Source organism: Corynebacterium sp. NML 120412, from assembly GCF_002285155.1.
GTDB classification, from domain to species: domain Bacteria; phylum Actinomycetota; class Actinomycetes; order Mycobacteriales; family Mycobacteriaceae; genus Corynebacterium; species Corynebacterium gottingense.
In genome coordinates, this window is sequence record NZ_NSGL01000009.1 from 40,678 (window position 1) to 56,232 (window position 15,555).

The 15,555-nt window shown below is 68.6% G+C and carries 14 protein-coding genes; 1 reads left to right on the forward strand and 13 read right to left on the reverse strand.

Annotated elements, in window-relative coordinates; translation table 11 throughout:
• Nucleotides 1–8 precede the first annotated feature (8 nt).
• The 12 genes from CKJ84_RS11500 to CKJ84_RS11550 form a co-directional block, all read right to left on the reverse strand.
• Nucleotides 9–1,526 carry a hypothetical protein gene (locus CKJ84_RS11500; protein ID WP_143340371.1) on the reverse strand — a complete coding sequence of 506 codons (1,518 nt, stop codon included), beginning with the start codon at nucleotides 1,524–1,526 and terminating at the stop codon, nucleotides 9–11.
• Nucleotides 1,527–1,536: 10 nt separating this feature from the next.
• Nucleotides 1,537–2,922: a protoporphyrinogen oxidase gene (locus CKJ84_RS11505; RefSeq protein WP_095547046.1), complete on the reverse strand. Its 1,386-nt coding sequence runs from the start codon at nucleotides 2,920–2,922 to the stop codon at nucleotides 1,537–1,539.
• Nucleotides 2,923–3,984: a uroporphyrinogen decarboxylase gene (gene hemE / locus CKJ84_RS11510; protein WP_095547047.1), complete on the reverse strand. Its 1,062-nt coding sequence runs from the start codon at nucleotides 3,982–3,984 to the stop codon at nucleotides 2,923–2,925.
• A 25-nt stretch (nucleotides 3,985–4,009) separates the two neighbouring features.
• The gene (locus tag CKJ84_RS11515) at nucleotides 4,010–6,145 is read right to left on the reverse strand and encodes a cation-translocating P-type ATPase (protein WP_233125695.1); all 2,136 of its coding nucleotides are present in this window, start codon (nucleotides 6,143–6,145) and stop codon (nucleotides 4,010–4,012) included.
• Between the two features lie 17 nt (nucleotides 6,146–6,162).
• A complete protein-coding gene (locus CKJ84_RS12565) occupies nucleotides 6,163–6,522 on the reverse strand; it encodes a hypothetical protein (protein ID WP_233125697.1) in 360 nt (119 codons plus the stop codon).
• A gap of 15 nt (nucleotides 6,523–6,537) precedes the next feature.
• Nucleotides 6,538–7,032: a hypothetical protein gene (locus tag CKJ84_RS11520; protein ID WP_095547048.1), complete on the reverse strand. Its 495-nt coding sequence runs from the start codon at nucleotides 7,030–7,032 to the stop codon at nucleotides 6,538–6,540.
• Between the two features lie 11 nt (nucleotides 7,033–7,043).
• Complete coding sequence (locus CKJ84_RS11525; protein WP_143340372.1) at nucleotides 7,044–7,658, reverse strand: hypothetical protein; 615 nt, start codon at nucleotides 7,656–7,658, stop codon at nucleotides 7,044–7,046.
• Nucleotides 7,659–7,663: 5 nt separating this feature from the next.
• A complete protein-coding gene (gene hemB / locus CKJ84_RS11530) occupies nucleotides 7,664–8,662 on the reverse strand; it encodes a porphobilinogen synthase (RefSeq protein ID WP_198949280.1) in 999 nt (332 codons plus the stop codon).
• Nucleotides 8,663–8,695: 33 nt separating this feature from the next.
• A complete protein-coding gene (locus tag CKJ84_RS11535) occupies nucleotides 8,696–10,420 on the reverse strand; it encodes a bifunctional uroporphyrinogen-III C-methyltransferase/uroporphyrinogen-III synthase (protein ID WP_095547051.1) in 1,725 nt (574 codons plus the stop codon).
• 171 nt (nucleotides 10,421–10,591) lie between these two features.
• The gene (gene hemC / locus CKJ84_RS11540) at nucleotides 10,592–11,476 is read right to left on the reverse strand and encodes a hydroxymethylbilane synthase (RefSeq protein WP_095547052.1); all 885 of its coding nucleotides are present in this window, start codon (nucleotides 11,474–11,476) and stop codon (nucleotides 10,592–10,594) included.
• On the reverse strand, nucleotides 11,476–12,801 hold the full coding sequence (locus tag CKJ84_RS11545) for a glutamyl-tRNA reductase (RefSeq protein WP_095547053.1): 1,326 nt from the start codon (nucleotides 12,799–12,801) through the stop codon (nucleotides 11,476–11,478). The genes hemC and CKJ84_RS11545 overlap by 1 nt, the downstream gene beginning before the upstream one ends.
• A 57-nt stretch (nucleotides 12,802–12,858) precedes the next feature.
• Complete coding sequence (locus CKJ84_RS11550; RefSeq protein WP_095547056.1) at nucleotides 12,859–13,077, reverse strand: glutaredoxin family protein; 219 nt, start codon at nucleotides 13,075–13,077, stop codon at nucleotides 12,859–12,861.
• Between the two features lie 112 nt (nucleotides 13,078–13,189).
• On the opposite strand from CKJ84_RS11550, the gene CKJ84_RS11555 reads away from it, so the two are divergent.
• Nucleotides 13,190–14,242 carry an HAD-IB family hydrolase gene (locus tag CKJ84_RS11555; protein ID WP_095547054.1) on the forward strand — a complete coding sequence of 351 codons (1,053 nt, stop codon included), beginning with the start codon at nucleotides 13,190–13,192 and terminating at the stop codon, nucleotides 14,240–14,242.
• An 80-nt stretch (nucleotides 14,243–14,322) separates the two neighbouring features.
• On the opposite strand, the gene CKJ84_RS11560 is transcribed toward CKJ84_RS11555, so the two are convergent.
• A partial coding sequence (locus CKJ84_RS11560) for a DDE-type integrase/transposase/recombinase (protein ID WP_143340373.1) occupies nucleotides 14,323–15,555 on the reverse strand: 1,233 nt, incomplete at its 5' end.

Consider the following 15,555-nt stretch of genomic DNA (forward strand, 5'->3'; position numbering starts at 1 on the left):
CTACCGAGTTACAACATATTCAGCAGCGCAGGGTTCGACGCCACCGCAATTCCCACGACTGCCAGCAGGCCAAGCACCACCGCGGCGATGATGCCGCCCGTCGACGAGCCATCCTTCTGCTCACCGGCCGCCGGCGCGCACTCCCCCTTCATGGGCTCGTACTCGGCCGTGGCCTCCGCGGCGTTCGCGCGGGCCTCCTTGACGGCCACCTGTGCGGCCTCGGCGGCCTGCGTCGCCTCGCCCAGCGAGCGCTTCGCAGCCGCCAGGGCCTCGTCGGCCGCGGCCTGGCGCGCCGACTGCTCCTGCTTCGCTGCCTCGAGTTCCTGCGCGCGCTTCGCCACGGCCTGTTCGGCGGCACGCAGCGCCCGCGCCGCCGCAAGCGTGTCCTCCGCTTGGGCCACGGCAGCCTCGCGCTGCTCAAGCATCTCCCGCTTCCGGGCATCACCCTGCTCGACGGCGCTGACGAGCTCGTCGTAGTAGGTGTTGAAGCGCTCGGTGTACTCCTCTACCGAATACGTCGGCCCCTCCACTGTGAGGTGAGCGAACGTCTGCGCGTGCGCGACGCGCCACGTAAAGCCGTGGTAGAGGAACTCCTCCGTGTTCACCGCGAAACCGGTCGCGCGCATCTGTGGGTTCACCAAGGCCATGTAGTGGCCGGCGCCCGCGGCGAAGGGGTCGCGCCCCTGCTCCTTCGCCTCGAAGTACTTAGGGCGCTCCTCGTGGAACCACCCGTCGAACGGGTTCTCCGCGTTCCACGACAAGTTATCCCACCCGTTGTGAGAGTGGCCGCGCGGCAGCTGCTGCGACCAGTTGATGTTCACCTGCGCCTGCGCCATCAACGCATCCGTGACGGGCAGCGCGTCACGGCCCTCGCTTTCGCGGAGCTCGTTCGCCTCCGGCAGCCACTCGATTGCCGCCTTCATGTTGTCCAGGTGCGTCGCGTCACCTTTGGCGCCGATGCGCGTGTCGTCCGCGATGCGGTACCCGGTCTGCCCGGTCACCTCATCGACCTTGTCAAAGCGGTAGTCCGTGTGCAGCTCCGCGACGGCGTCGTCGGCCCCCATCGCTTCGAAGAATCCGAGCGAGCCCCGGTCGAACTGGGCCCGCGCCTCGGCCTTGCTCGCCTCCAGCGCAGCGCGGGCCTCCTCGGCGCGCGCCTTTGCCTGCGTGAGTGCCGCCTCGGCGGAGTCGACCGTCACGCCTCCCGGCACCGCGGTCTGCGCGGCGTCGCGGTCCTGGGTCGCGCTGTCGAGGGCACGCTGCGCATCCTTGACCAGGTTCGCGCTCGCCGTGCGCTCCTGCTCCGCAGCGTCGACATCGCGCTGCGCCGCGTCCAGCGCCTGCTGCGCCTCGTGGTCGCGCGCTTCGGCGGAGCGCAGCGCGTCGGTCGCGTCGTGTACAGCGGTGCGCAGCGCGACACAGCGCTCCTGCGACACCGACGCCGCGTCCTCAGCCAGCGCCGGAGGCGCAACAACCAACGCCGCCGAACAGCTCGCGGCCAGCACAAGTCCAAGAGTTTTCTGCATACCCAGCAGGCTAGCAGTCTTTCCCCAGACCCCGCGCAGTTTCGCGCGCGTTCGCGATCACGGCGGGCACGCCCACGCCGCCGACCCACGCGCCGGTGACGGCAATGCCGGAGCCGGACTCGCGCAGCTGCGCCAGCGCCTTGTCCACGGTGGCGAGGTGGTGCTCGTCGTAACGCGGCAGCCCGCCGAACCAGCGCTGGACAAAGATCTCCTCCAGGCCAGCCGCGCGCCCGTCGAAGCCGGTGACAGTCTGCAGGTCATCGAGCGCCCAGTCCACCAGGTCGTCCTCGGAGGCGCGGATCGCCACGTCGTCGCCGAAGCGGCCGAAGCTGGCGCGCACGAGCGCCCCGCCGCGCTCGGCCAGGTGCGGCCATTTGCGCGAGGAGAGCGTGAACGCCTTCGCGTGCACATCCTCCGCGCCCGCGGCAACCAGGACGCCCGAATTTTGGGGCAGGCCGTCGTCGGTAGCAAAGCGCATGCCCACCACCGCCGAGTTGGCCAGCTTGATCGGCGCGAGCGTGGCCGCCACCTCCGGCTCCACCTGCTTCAGCAGCATCGCGGCCGTCGGCGCGGGCACGGCGAGCACCACGCGGTCGTACACCGCGTCCTCGCCGCCCTTGAGGCAGTAGCCCTCGCCCTCGCGCGTGATCGCGGAGATGAATGCGTCGATGTAGATCTTCGCGCCGGACTGCTCCGCCAGCGCCTCGTACGCCTCCTGGTAGCCCTCGCGGAACGCGCTGAAGACGGGGCCCTGGCCGGTCGGCAGCTCCTTGCGCGCCTGCTCCAGGTTGCGCACGGCCTCCGACAGGTGCACCGGGCCCGCCTCGGCCAGGCGGTCCAGCTCCTCGGCCAGCTGCGGGATGGTCGCGCGCACGCCCAGGTCGTCGGCGCTGCACGAGTACACCCCGCCGAGCAGCGACGTCACGATGTGGTCCACCACCTCGTCGCCGTAGCGCTCGCGCACCAGCGCGCCCACGCTCACGTCGCCGCCGATCTCCCACTCGAAGCCGGGGGCGTCGCCTTCGGCGTCGATACGCGCGGCGGTCTCCTCGCTCACAAGGTGGGCAACGCTTGCCGACGCCGCCGGGATCCCCATCACACCGCCCCGCGGAAGCGGGCGCGCCTCGCCGTCCACGTACACCAGCGAACCGAGGCCGGACGGCGCGACGAGCGAGTCCCCCACCCCCAGCTCGGTGAAGAACTCAACCGCGTCGACCCGGCGCGACAGGAACGCCTCGGCGCCCATGTCGGTGGGGCCGCCCTCAAACGCGACGGTGTAGAGCTTGCCGCCGATGCGGTCGGTGGCCTCGTAGACGTCCACCTCGTGCCCGCTGCCGCGCAGTTCGTAGGCGCAGGTCAGGCCGGCGAGTCCGGCGCCGATGATGGCGATGTGCATTTAAGCCTCCGTGCTGTGAGTGTCGTGAATAAGCCGTACGGCGTTGGTGATGGCGTCCGGGTCCGTGGTGGGCAGGACGCCGTGGCCGAGGTTGAAGATGTGGCCGGTAGCGTGGCCGTCGATAAGCGCCTGCTCCGCCTCGCCCTTAATGCGGGCGACCTCGCGGGCGACGACCTCCTCGCCGGCGAAGAGCATCGCCGGGTCCAAATTGCCCTGCAGGACGCGGGGGGAGGCGAAGCGCGTGGCGGCGCGGTCGAGGGGGACGCGCCAATCCACGCCCATAACCTCGCTGCCGGCCTCGCTCATCGCGCCGAGGAGCTCGCCGGTGGAGACGCCGAAGTGGATGCGCGGGATCTCCCCCGCGACTGATTCCAGGATCTCCGTGGAGTACGGCAGGACGAACTCGCGGTAGTCGCGCTCCGTGAGGAAGCCGGCCCACGAGTCGAACAGCTGCATGGCGTCGATCCCCGCCTCGACCTGGGTGCGCAGGAACGTGATGATGGTGGGCACCAGGCGGCGCATGAGCGCGTGCCACGTCTCCGGCTCGGCGTGCATCATCGCCTTCGTGGTCTCGTGGTTCTTGCTCGGTCCGCCCTCGATGAGGTAGCTGGCCAGGGTGAACGGTGCGCCGACGAAGCCGATGAGCGCCTGGGTATCGGTGAGCTCGTCCAGGATGATGCGGATGCCCTCGGCGACCTCGTCCACCGTGTGGTCCAGGATCGGCAGGTGCTGCACGTCCGCCAGCGAGCGCACCGGCGCGTCCATCACCGGGCCGCGGCCCGGAACGATCTCCACGCCCACGCCCGCCGCCTTGAGCGGGACGACAATGTCGGAAAAGAGGATCGCCGCGTCCACGTCGTGGCGGCGCACCGGCTGCAGCGTGATCTCAGCGAGCAGCTCCGGCATGAAGCAAGAGTCCAGCATCGGGATACCCTCGCGCACCTTCCGGTACTCGGGCAGTGAACGGCCCGCCTGGCGCATGAACCACACCGGGGTGCGCGACGGGGTGCGGCCATTGGCGGCCTCGATGAGCGGGGCGGAGGAAAGGTCGCGTCTGGTCATGGTTTCCCAGCCTACGCGGTAGAAATCAGGCCGGGAAATGGCGCACGCGCACCGAGCGCAACTCGATGACCAGGGAGCTGCCCAGCATGAGCAGCGTGGCCCCGACCGGGGGCAGCACACCGGCGATGGCCAGCAGGATCGCGACCGCGTTATAGGTCCAGGCGATCACCATGTTCGAGTCGATGGTGCGGCACACCCGGCGCGCGAGCTCCACCAGCTGTGGCACCGCCGTGACGTCCCGGCGCAGGAGGAGCACGTTGCACTTCTCCTCCACCTTGCCCGTGTTCGCGCCCAGCAGGGCATCGTCGGCGTACAGGATGCTCACGTCCGCGACGCGCAGGGTGCGCACCGCGCTGTGGTCGCCCACCATGGCGACGGTCGCGCCCTTGGTGTGCAGCGCGCGCACCGCGTGCGGTTTGTCGGGGGCGGTGATGCCCGCGAGCACGCGGGACATGCCGAGGAAGTCGGCGAAGCGGCGCGCCACCGGGTACGTATCGCGCGTGAGCATGATGGTCTCCACGCCGATGGATTCCAGCCGGTCAATCGCGCTGGTGGCGTCTGCCTTCGGCGGGTCGTACAGGGTGATGACGCCGCGGTCGCGGCCCTTCCAGCGCACGACGACGGGGGTGCCGCCGGCCGTGGCGGCCAAGGAGAGCCGGCCTTGCAGCTGCGACAGGTTCGTGGGCCGCCACAAGATGGCGTCCAGGTTTTCTGTCCGCTGGTCCTCGTAGGTCAGCGTGACGCGGCCGCGCACCGAGCCGTCCGGGGTCGTGTCCTCGTTGGCCAGCTCGAACCAGGTCGGCCCGCCCGCGTCCTTGTCGCGCTTGTCGCGGGCCTCGCGCGCGGCCTTCACAATCGCGCGCGACGCCGGGTGATCCGACTCCACCGACAGCGCGCCCGCGATCCCCAGCACCAAAGCCGGGTCCTCGCCGATCTCCGCGGTGACCGTCTCCACCTTCATCTTCGGCTCCACCAGGGTGCCCACCCGGTTGAACACGGCCACGTCGGTAGCCTCCAGGGTGCGGAAGGTGGAGCCGTCGCGGACTAGGATGCCATTGCGCGCCGCCGACTCGATGCCCAGGCGGATGGCCAGCGCGGTCGAGATCGCCAGCGCCACCGGTGCGACCACCGCCAGGATCGCCAGCGCTGTGGAAAACGCCGCGTTGAGGTTCCCCGTGAACAGCAGCCACAGGCCGAAGTCCAGCACCGCCAGCACGTACGCCACCGGGATGAGCATGCCCGCGGCGCGGGTGGACACCATCGTCGTCGCGTTCTGGTGCGCCGAGGCGCGCTCCAGCCAGCGGTTGACCGAGGCCAGCCGGGTCGCGTGGCCGACCCGGGAGACGCGGATCTTCACCTTCCCCTTGCGCAGCACCGATCCCGCGTAGACGTGGCTGCCCACTTTGAGGGTGGGGGACTCGTGGGCGTCGATAAGCTCCTGCTCGAGCGTTCCGCAACCGCCGACCACCTCGCCGTCGGCGGGGATGATCGCGCCCGGGAGGATGACAATGTCGTCGCCCCGGTTGATCTCGGCGGCGGGCAGCGGCTCCTCGATGACCTTGCCCGTGCGCGAGCGGCGGCGGACCGTGTAGGTCGACTCCGCGTCGGGGACACGGCCGGAGAGGTCCTCCTGCAGGTGCGGGCGCACGCGCATGCTGAAGAAGCGGCCGACGAGGAGGAGCGAGGTGATGGTGCAGGCGACCTCGAAAAACAGGCCGGGCTCCTCCACCATGGTGAGCGGGACCCAGCTGCCGTAGTTGCGCCAGTTGAGCTCCCCCGCCGGCGTGAACAGCAGCACGGCGGCGGACCAGAAGTAGGCGGCGAGGATGGCGATGGAACTTGCTCCGTCCAGCGCCGAGATGCCGCGGCGCACGCCGCCCGCCATCGCGCGGTGGAAGGGGAACGCGCACCACAGTGCGACCGGGGTGGTCAGCGCGAAGCACGCCCACTGCCAGCCGTCAAACTGCAGGTCGGAGACGTACGTGAGGAGCAGCACCGGGAGCGTCAGCACGATTGCTAACCACATCCGCACCGGTGTGACTAGGTCGCGGGCGGTGAACAGGACGTCCTCGTTCTCCCGGGCGCGCGCGGCGCGCGACGCCGAGTCCACGAACCCCTGCGCGCGGGCGCGGCGCAAGCTGACCAGCTCGTCGTGGCGCAACTTTCGACGCCTCCCGCTCAGCCCCCGCACAGCGTGGAATCCGTAAGCCGGGCGCTCACACCGAAGCGCGCGAACACGGCCTCGAGGTCCGCGATCGGCGTGGTGCTCGGCGCGGTGATCCACGCCGTCTTGGTCGAGTACACCAGGCGCGCGGCGACGCCGTCCAGCTCCTCCAGCGCCGCCTCGATGTCTTTGAGCTGTGGTCCGTCCTCGAGCCCGTCGAGCTCGAAGGCGAAAGAGGTGTTCGGGTACTGCGGGTTGCCATCCGCCCCGATCCGGGGCGAGTCCAGGTCCACGCCGCATTCCTTCGCCGCCTCGCGGGCGGCCACAATGGTCTGCTCGAGCGCAGCCGTCTGTTGCTGAGTCTGCTCTGACATGCTGAATCCCTCGCGCTAGTCCACGCCCCGCCAGGGGGAGCCGCTGCGCTCGTCCACAAACGCGTTCGCGGCGGGGCGGAACGCGAAGAACAGCGCGGCGACCAGCAGGATCACTACCGCGAACACGCCCCAACCCGCCACGTTGAGGAAGAACCCGGCCAGGTTGAGGAAGATCGCCACGGCGGCGGCGATGGCAAACACGCGCCGCGCTGTCTTGGAGCCGCGCGCAAAGTAGGAGGCGCACCCCGCGATCACCAGGGCGAGGACGATGTTGCACCAGGCGACGATGCGCATGTTGCGCGCAAACGCGTCCGCGAACTCGGCGTCCGCGTCCTTCGGCGCGCCGCTGGCCAGCATGAGCATGCCGAACAACAGCAGCAGCACGGCGCCGGCCAGCGCTGTGTAGTACCCGGCGCGCAACTGGCCGGGCCAGGCCTCGCCGACCTTGCCGGTGTAGCGGCGGTTGGGGTCGTTCGGGTCTGCAACGAAGGTGGGAAACATTCCGGCCATCGGTTGCTCCTTTACTGTTTACCCGCGGGATCGTCGTGCTGTGGCTGTTGCGGAGATTGGTGCGCCGGCGGCTCTACCCAGTCCCCCGAGTCCTTCTGCGAAGCGTAGAACAGTCCCATCGCGCCCGCCACGCCGAGGATGATTTGCACGACGCCGTCCGCCCCGTACAGCGCGATCGGCACCGCCGTGGACCCCGGCGACATCATGTACAGCGTGACCATGCGCAGCGCGAAGAAGGTGGCAAAGATCTGCAGGAGGCGTCGCGCCGCCGCCGCGCGCTTCCCCCGGTTCGCCACCATGCGCAGCGCGACGACGAACCCGGCCAGGATGAGTAGCTGGATCAGCGCCATGAGCACAACCGAGCCGTAGATGCCGAGGTTGAGCATGGTGTCGCTGAGATCCTGGCCCTTCGCCGCCTCCTTGGCGCTCTCGCGCAGCGGGGCGGGGTCCAGCACGGTCATGACCACGGTGAGGATCTGGTGAATCAGCTCGCCGCCGATCATCACCGCCCAGCACGCGAGCATGAGGCGCACGGCCTCGGGCATCGAAGTGCTTGACGACGCTCCTCCGCCCGGCATCGGGCGCTGCTCCGGTGCCCGCTGGGGCGTCGGGGGAAGGCTAACCATAAACGCTACTTCAGTTCCTTTGCTGCCTCGATGGCGTAGTAGGTCAGAATCTGGTCCGCGCCGGCGCGCTTGATGGACATTAGCGACTCCATCATCGTTTCCTCGAAGTCGATCCAGCCGTTGCGGCCGGCGGCGACCATCATCGCGTACTCGCCGGAGACCTGGTAGGCGGCCACCGGCACCGGGGAAATCTCGGCGACCTGGCTCAGTACGTCCAGGTACGGCAGGGCCGGCTTCACCATGACAAAGTCCGCGCCCTCGTCGAGGTCCAGCTCCGTCTCCAGCAGCGACTCGCGGATGTTGGCCGGGTCCTGCTGGTAGGTGCGGCGGTCGCCCTGGAGGGAGGAGCCGACGGCGTCGCGGAACGGGCCGAAGAACTTCGACGCGTACTTGGCGGAGTACGCCATGATGGCCACGTCCTGGTGGCCGGCCTGGTCGAGGGCCTCGCGGATGACGGCGATCTGGCCGTCCATCATCCCGGACGGGCTCACGATGTGCGCGCCCGCCTCCGCCTGGGAGACAGCCATCTGGGCGTAGAGCGGCAGCGTGGCGTCATTGTCCACGAACTGGTTGCCGTAGCGGTCGGTGCTCAGGGCGCCGCAGTGGCCGTGGTCGGTGAACTCGTCCAGGCAGGTATCCGCCATGATGAGCAGGTCGTTGCCAAACTCCTCGCGCAGCGCGCGCAGGTTGCGGTTGAGCACGCCCTCCGGGTCCCAGGCGACGGAGCCAGTGGCGTCCTTGTCCTCGTCCAGGGGAACGCCGAACAGGTCGATGCACTTCACGCCGGCCTCGAGCGCCTCGTGGCACAGCGCCTTGAGGGAGTCCGTGGTGTGCTGGTACACGCCCGGCATGGACGTAATCTCGCGCTTTTCCTCGATGCCGTCGGCCACAAACATCGGGAGAATGAAGTCCGCTGGGTGCAAGCGCGTCTCCGCAGCCAACGCGCGCATCGCGGCGTTTTGGCGGAGGCGGCGGGGACGGCGGGGCAAATCGTAGGTAGACATGGCCACCATCATAGGCCCCGCGGCCGTGCGTACCTACTCGCCGGACGCTTTGGCCACGGGCTTGCGGCGGGTGCGGCGCTTCTTCCGCGGGGGCGGGAGCTGGCCGGCGGCACGCAGGTTGGCGACGTGGTTCGCGAGGGCGTCGATAAGCGAAGGCACGTCCGCCACCTCGGGCACCACATCCACGCGCAGCCCCTGCTCTTTCGCCTCGGCCGCGGTGCTCGGGCCAATGCAGGCGATGATGGTGCGCTGGTGCGGCTTGCCCGCGATGCCCACGAGGTTCTTCACCGTGGACGCGGAGGTGAAGCAGACGGCGTCGAAGCCGCCCGTCTTAATCATGTCGCGGGTCTCGGGCGCCGGCGGGGCGGCACGCACCGTGCGGTACGCCACCACGTCGTCGACCTCCCAGCCCTTCTCCTTCAGGCCGTCGACGAGCAGGTCGGAGCCGAGGTCGGCGCGCGGCAGCAGCACGCGGCTGACGGGGTCGATGTCCTCGACGTACTCGGGGAAGATCTCCACCATCCCGGCCGCGTTCTGCTTCGTGCGGTGCGGCACCAGCTCGGGGAACATACCGCGGGCGCGCAGCGCGTCCGCCGTCTTCTGTCCCACCGCGCCCAGGTGGACTCCGGCGAAGGAGCGGGCGTCCAGGCCCAGCTGCGCAAACTTCTTCCACACCGCGTTCACGGCGTTGACGGAGGTGAAGAGGACCCACTGGTAGCGGCCCTCCACGATGCCCTTGATCGCGCGGTCCATCTGCGCCGGGTTGCGCGGCGGCTCCATAGAAATGGTGGGGACGGACTGCGGGATCGCGCCGTAGGAGCTCAAGCGGGCGTTCATCGGCCCGGCCTGCTCCTTCGCGCGCGGCACGAGGACGCGCCAGCCGTAGAGGGGGCGGTTCTCCCACCACGAGTACTTCGAGCGGTCATCCGCCACCGCGCCGAGCGTGACCACGAGGGATCCGGGCAGGTCGGCGTCCAGCTTGCCCAGGGTTTCCAGGGTGGCGTCGACGGTGCGCTGCAGGCGCGTCGTGCCGTGGGTCGTCACCGCGACCGGCGTGGACGGTCCGAAGCCGCGTTCCATGAGCGCGTCGGCGATCTCGGCCAGCTGCTCCTGCTCCGCCTGCAGCACCAGCGGCTGCGGCGCGGACGCCAGCTGGTCAAAATCGATGCCTTCGATACCGGAGGTCAGGTCCGCCTCGGTGTAGGTGGAGCCGAGCGCGATGCCCGCAAACGACGGCACCGTGGACGGCAGGCTCATGCCCGGCACGACCTGGAACTCGATGCCCGCGGCGGCGACGGCGGAGATCTCCTCCATCACCGCGTCGCGGGTCAGCGGGTTGCCGCGGACCAGGCGGACCACGTCGCCGTCGCCGGCCTCGCCGCGCTCGATGGACGCTGCGGCCTCACCTAGGGCGCGCTGCACGGCCTCCACGATGGTGTCGGCGGACAGCGCGAGCTCCTCTACCTCGGCCGCGGTCGGGTCGTCCGGGCGCGGCGGCTTTCGGCGCGCACCCGCTTCCTTCGCTTCCGCGACCATGCGCGCGTACGCCTCGTCGGCGGCCTGCATTTTAGCCTTGGGAACAGGCAGTTTAGCGGCGACGACGTCTCGGGCACCCTGAGCGACGTCCGGATCAACGAGGGCGATAGAATTAGTTTCCATCACCTCGCGTGCGCGGACGGTAAGCAGATCAGGGTTGCCCGGGCCTGCACCGACGAAGATGACCTTCCCCGGTGGGGGCGTAAGCGAGGGCAATGTCATAGAACGATCTTTTCTAAGGCGCAAAACAGTAGCCTCGGCGCAACAGGACGCTCAGTGCGGGCTGCGCGCAGCAAGGCGCGCCCTCCCCATGGGACCCAGTTGCGCCGGGGCAATCCGACGTATGGTAGTTACACCTTAAGATGGAAGCGGCCCGAAAACCAAACCCGCGTCTTACTCCATGATGTCCGCGGCCCCGCGCTCGAGCAGCTTCTCGGCGGCCTCGCGCCCCAGCGCCGCGGCATCGGTGCCGGTCAACGTCTCCACCAGCTGCGCGGAGCCGTCCACGGCGAAGACGCCAGCGTGGAGCGTCAGCGCGCCGTTCTCCCCCAGTTTCGCGTACGCCGCGACCGGGGCGGTGCAGCCCGCCTCGAGGGTGGCCAGCACCTGGCGCTCGGCGGCGGCGCACGCGGTCGCCTCCGCACTGACAAGTGCGTCGAGCGCTGCGCGCGTCGCCGCGTCGTCCGCCCGGCACTCCACGGCCAGCGCACCCTGCGCCGGGGCAGGCATGAGTGTGGCCGGGCCGAACACCTCGGTGGCGCGCTCGGCGTACCCGCCGCGGCACAGCCCCGCGTAGGCGAGGATGATCGCGTCCAGCTCGCCGCGCTCGACGTAGCTCATGCGGGTCTCAATGTTGCCGCGGAGCGGGCGAATGTCCAGGTCGGGGCGCAGCGACCGCAGCTGCGAGACGCGCCGCGGCGCCGAGGTGCCCACCTTGGCGCCCTGTGGCAGCTGCGCGAGCGTCAGCCCATCGCGCGCGATGAGCGCTTCGCGGTTGTCCTCGCGCTCCGGGGTGACGAGGTGGAGGCGGGCGTCGCCAGCCGTGGGGAGGTCCTTGAACGAGTGGACGGCCACGTCCACTTCGCCGGACGCGAGGGCGTCGCGAAGCGCGGTGGTGAACACGCCGACGCCGATGCGCTCGACGGGCGACATATTCAGGTCGCCGGCGGTGGTCACGATATGCAGTTCCGCCTCAGCGCCGCCCGCGATCAGCGCGTCGCGCACGTGGCCAGCCTGCGTGGTGGCCAGGTGGGACCCGCGTGTACCAATCTTGAGCATCAGTTCTCCTTCGCCTGCAGTTCGTCCGGCCGCGGCAGGCGCTGCGCGTCCACCGCCACCGAGGATCGCCCGAGCCCGAACAGCTCCTCGATCGCCATTTCTACACTCACCGTCTCGGAGGATGCGGCGAGCTCCTTAATCTTCACCGTCGGCGTGTGCAGAAGCTTATCGACGACACGCTTCACCGCCCTACCAACCTGGTCAAACTCCTCCTCGGAGAGGTTGGGCAGGCGCGTGCGCAGCCGTTCGAGCTCCTGCGCCTGCACCTCCGCGGCCGTCTTGCGCAGCCGCGTCACCGCCGGCGCGACGTCGCGGACGCGCTGCTCCGAGCTGAACTCCTCGACCTCCTCGCGCACGATGGCCTCCGCCTGCTGCAGCGCGCGGGAATCCTCGCTGTCGTTGTCGCGCAACGTCGCGTGCAGTGACTCGATGTTGATCAGACGCACGCCGTCGCGCTCGGTGACGGCGTCATCGATGTCGCGCGGCAGGGAAAGGTCCACCAGCACGGTCGGGCCGGACAGGTCCTCGGGGGTGATGGTGAAGTCGTCCGACGCCGTGGCGGAGACGGTGATGTCCGCCCGACCGATGGCGCCGGCGCGGGCGTTGAAGTCCACGACCTCCGCGGCAACGCCCGCCTCCCGGGCGTGCTCGGCCACGCGCTCGGCGCGCGAGCGCGTCCGGTTCGCAATGATCAGCTTGTCCACGCCGCGCTTGCCCAGGTGGGTGGCGGCCAGCGAGCTCATCGCGCCCGCCCCCAGGACCAGGGCGGTGGTGCCGGAGAAGTCCTCTCGTTCCATCTCGCGCATGGCCTGGTCCAGGCCGAGCGTGACCATGGACGCGCCGGAATCATCAATCGCAGTCTCGCTGTGCACGCGTTTGCCGGTGTGCAGCGCGGTCTGTGCCAGCGAGTGCAGGGCCGGGCCGACGGTGCCGCGCTCGGCGGCGTCCGAGTAGGCGGAGCGCACCTGGCCGATGATCTGCTGCTCCCCCACCACCATGGAGTCCAGCCCCGCAGCCACGGTAAACATGTGCTCCGCGGCGGCGTCGGCGTAGCGCACATAGAGGTAGCCGCGCAGCTCCGCCTCGGGCACGCCTGAGACGTCCGCGAGCACGTGCAGCACGTCCTCGACCCCGGCGTGGAAGGCGGTCGCCACGGTGTAGACCTCGAGACGGTTGCAGGTGGAGATGATCATCGCTTCCGTCAGTGCGGGCCGGGACACCAGCGCCGTCGCCGTGTCGTGCTGCACCGTCTCGTCCATACTCAGCCGCTCCAGCAGCGCCACCGGCGCAGAACGGTGCGACATCCCTACGACGAGCACACTCACACAATCACTCCAGCAATCCAGCCAAATCCAGAAAAAATCAAACTAAAGGATACCCCGCTACGACCTGAGTTCCGCGACGAGGTCGTCCGAGTCTACCTCCCAGCAGGCGAACTCCTCGCCGTCGATCACCACGACGGGGACGCGGTCACCGTACTCGGCGGAGTTGTCGGGGTTGGCGTCGACGTCGATAAGCGAAAGCTCCGCGCCGCACTCTGCCACGAGCGGGCGGATTTGCGCGGCGACGCGGTCGCACGACCCGCAGCCCTCGCGCACCATGAGCTCGACCCTCTTCACGTTTGGTCACTCCCTCTCCACGGAAACCCAAGCGGTACGATATTCCAAAGTTCCAAGCTATCTCACGCGCACCCCCGACCGCGAAAGGCAGGACATGACCGAACACCGCGATCTGCTCGCGTACTGGTCCGTCTCCCACGGAAACTTCCGGCGCTTCCTGGAGGAACTCGCCCTGCCCCCGCTCGACGCCTCCGCCCAACGCACTGCCGGCGAAGCCGCCGCGGCGGCCGCCATCGAGGAAACGTTCGGGCTGACTATCGACGATTTCTCGCTCGGCATCGACTCCGTCGGCGGCGCCTTCAACACCGCCGGCACCCCCACCATCACCCCGCCGGACCCGGACGTGCCGCAGGACACCGAGGCCGCCGCGTTCTTTGACGTGGACAACACCCTCATCCAGGGCTCCTCGCTCATCCTGCTCGCCGAGGGGCTGGCGAGACGGCGCTTCATCACCGCCGGCGAGCTGTTCCCGGCCCTGCTCAAGCAGATCCGGTACCGGCTGCGCGGTGCGGAGAGCCACTCGGACATCGCCGCGGGGCGCGAGCAGGCGCTGGGGATTGTGAAAGGCAAGCGCGTCGACGAGCTTAAGGCGCTGTGCCAGGAGATCGTGGAGCGCCAGATGCTGGACAAGGCGTACCAGGACACGATCGAGCTGGCCAGCATGCACATCGCCGCGGGCCAGCAGGTGTGGCTGGTCTCCGCCACGCCCGTGCAAATCGGCCAGGCGCTGGCGAAGCGGCTCGGCTTCACCGGCGCGCTGGGCACCGTCGCGGAGGAGCAGGACGGGGTGTTCACGGGGCGGCTGGTCGGCGACATCCTGCACGGCCCCGGCAAGAAGCACGCGGTGGCGGCGCTTGCCGCGATCCAGCGCCTTGACCTGGACAAATGCACGGCCTATTCGGACAGCATCAATGACCTGCCCATGCTCGGCATGGTCGGGGTGCCGGTGGCGGTGAACCCGGACCGGGCGCTGCGCCGCCACGCCCGCGCAGCCGGGTGGGCGGTGCGCGAGTACCGGCCGCTGCGCAAGCTGGCGCGCAGCCGCGTGGCGCTGGGCGTTGCGGGTGCGGTCGCGGTTGCCGGTGTGGCGGGTGTGGCCGCGGCGAGGCGGGGCGCCGACCATACTGATGCGGCTCCTGAAGGATGACGAGACGGCCATGACGAAGATGCGACTAGCGGGCCTGCGGATGTTTTGTTGGAGTGCCCCGGGGGCTTGTGTGTTGTTGTTTAGACTCCAAGTGCTTGGCGGTGTTCGGCGATGGTGGCATAGCCGTTGCCTAGCGTCGACTTCAGCCTGGTGTGGGTGTAGAAGTCGATGTAGTTGTCAATATAGTCTCGCATTTGTGCCACCGTCATCTTTTTGGTGGCGGGTCTGCCTTTGAGCAGTTCTTGTTTCATCGTGCCGAAGAACCCCTCGGTGCGCGCGTTATCACCACTTGTGCCTTTCCGTGACAGTGACGGGATGTATCGCCACCGCCTCTGGCACCATTCCCCTGTGGCGCATGCCTTGCACCCGGTGATGTTGTGGGCGTGGTCGGTAATCAGGTTGACCCAGCGTGTGCTGCGGTAGAGCCCTCCACGATCCGAGTGCAGGATCGGTTGCGCATCAGCAGGTTTTACCGCGTCGATCCGTTCAATCATCCCGGCAACCAGCTCATGGTTTGGCGTTTGTGACATGGTCACAGCAATGGGCATCCCGTCGAAGAAGTCGATGGCTGCTGACAAGTAGAGCCTGCCGTCACTGCAGCGGATTTCGCTGACATCGGTACCAATTTTCTGCCAAGGTTGATCCGCGTGAAAATCATGGGTCAACCCCTTACTGTGCGCATACCGGGTGAAATACTGCGAGTGCGCCACCTCAGGGCGGGCAAGGGTATGTGTCTCATTAGCAGGGCGCTCGTTATCGCCAATGAGCAGCAGGTTTGCCGGGCGGTGCGCGGTCTCGCCGGTGTATGAGGAGTACTTCGTGGATGCTTTTGCTGGTGGGTGGCAGCCGAGTGTGTCCATCAGCTCACGCACAATTTTTTCCGATATGCGATGCCCACCGCGAACAAGCCACGCGTGGATGCGCCGGTAGCCGTAGCTTTGCCCGCACTCATCGACTGCCTGGCGGATGAGTACTTTGTACTTGTCGCGGCGTGCCTTGCGTTTTGCCACACTGCGTTGGTGTTTGCCCTGGTGGTGATAAAACGTTGACTGCGCGATCCCGGCAAGCGCGCATGCTTTGGCGATACTGATGTGGTGGGTGTCCGTAAGGGCGCAGACCACAGCAGCTTTCGCAGCTATAGACAATGCACCATCACGGACGAGGGCTTTTCCCGATGCATCACCGCAGCCCTGGGTGTGTTCGCTGCCGCCCATGAGCACTTCAATGATCGCGTCTTTGACCGCTTGGCGTTCGCGTTCCTGGGCGAGGAGTTTCTTTAACTCTGCAGGGTCATCAGGCAGCGCATCCATATC

Bases quoted from the DNA above. Each gene is read 5' to 3' on its own strand.
- CKJ84_RS11500 (WP_143340371.1), bottom strand. From the start codon at position 1,526: ATGCAGAAAACTCTTGGACTTGTGCTGGCCGCGAGCTGTTCGGCGGCG.
- CKJ84_RS11505 (WP_095547046.1), bottom strand. From the start codon at position 2,922: ATGCACATCGCCATCATCGGCGCCGGACTCGCCGGCCTGACCTGCGCC.
- hemE (WP_095547047.1), bottom strand. From the start codon at position 3,984: ATGACCAGACGCGACCTTTCCTCCGCCCCGCTCATCGAGGCCGCCAAT.
- CKJ84_RS12565 (WP_233125697.1), bottom strand. From the start codon at position 6,522: ATGTCAGAGCAGACTCAGCAACAGACGGCTGCGCTCGAGCAGACCATT.
- CKJ84_RS11520 (WP_095547048.1), bottom strand. From the start codon at position 7,032: ATGGCCGGAATGTTTCCCACCTTCGTTGCAGACCCGAACGACCCCAAC.
- CKJ84_RS11525 (WP_143340372.1), bottom strand. From the start codon at position 7,658: ATGGTTAGCCTTCCCCCGACGCCCCAGCGGGCACCGGAGCAGCGCCCG.
- hemB (WP_198949280.1), bottom strand. From the start codon at position 8,662: ATGTCTACCTACGATTTGCCCCGCCGTCCCCGCCGCCTCCGCCAAAAC.
- CKJ84_RS11535 (WP_095547051.1), bottom strand. From the start codon at position 10,420: ATGACATTGCCCTCGCTTACGCCCCCACCGGGGAAGGTCATCTTCGTC.
- hemC (WP_095547052.1), bottom strand. From the start codon at position 11,476: ATGCTCAAGATTGGTACACGCGGGTCCCACCTGGCCACCACGCAGGCT.
- CKJ84_RS11550 (WP_095547056.1), bottom strand. From the start codon at position 13,077: ATGGTGCGCGAGGGCTGCGGGTCGTGCGACCGCGTCGCCGCGCAAATC.
- CKJ84_RS11555 (WP_095547054.1), top strand. From the start codon at position 13,190: ATGACCGAACACCGCGATCTGCTCGCGTACTGGTCCGTCTCCCACGGA.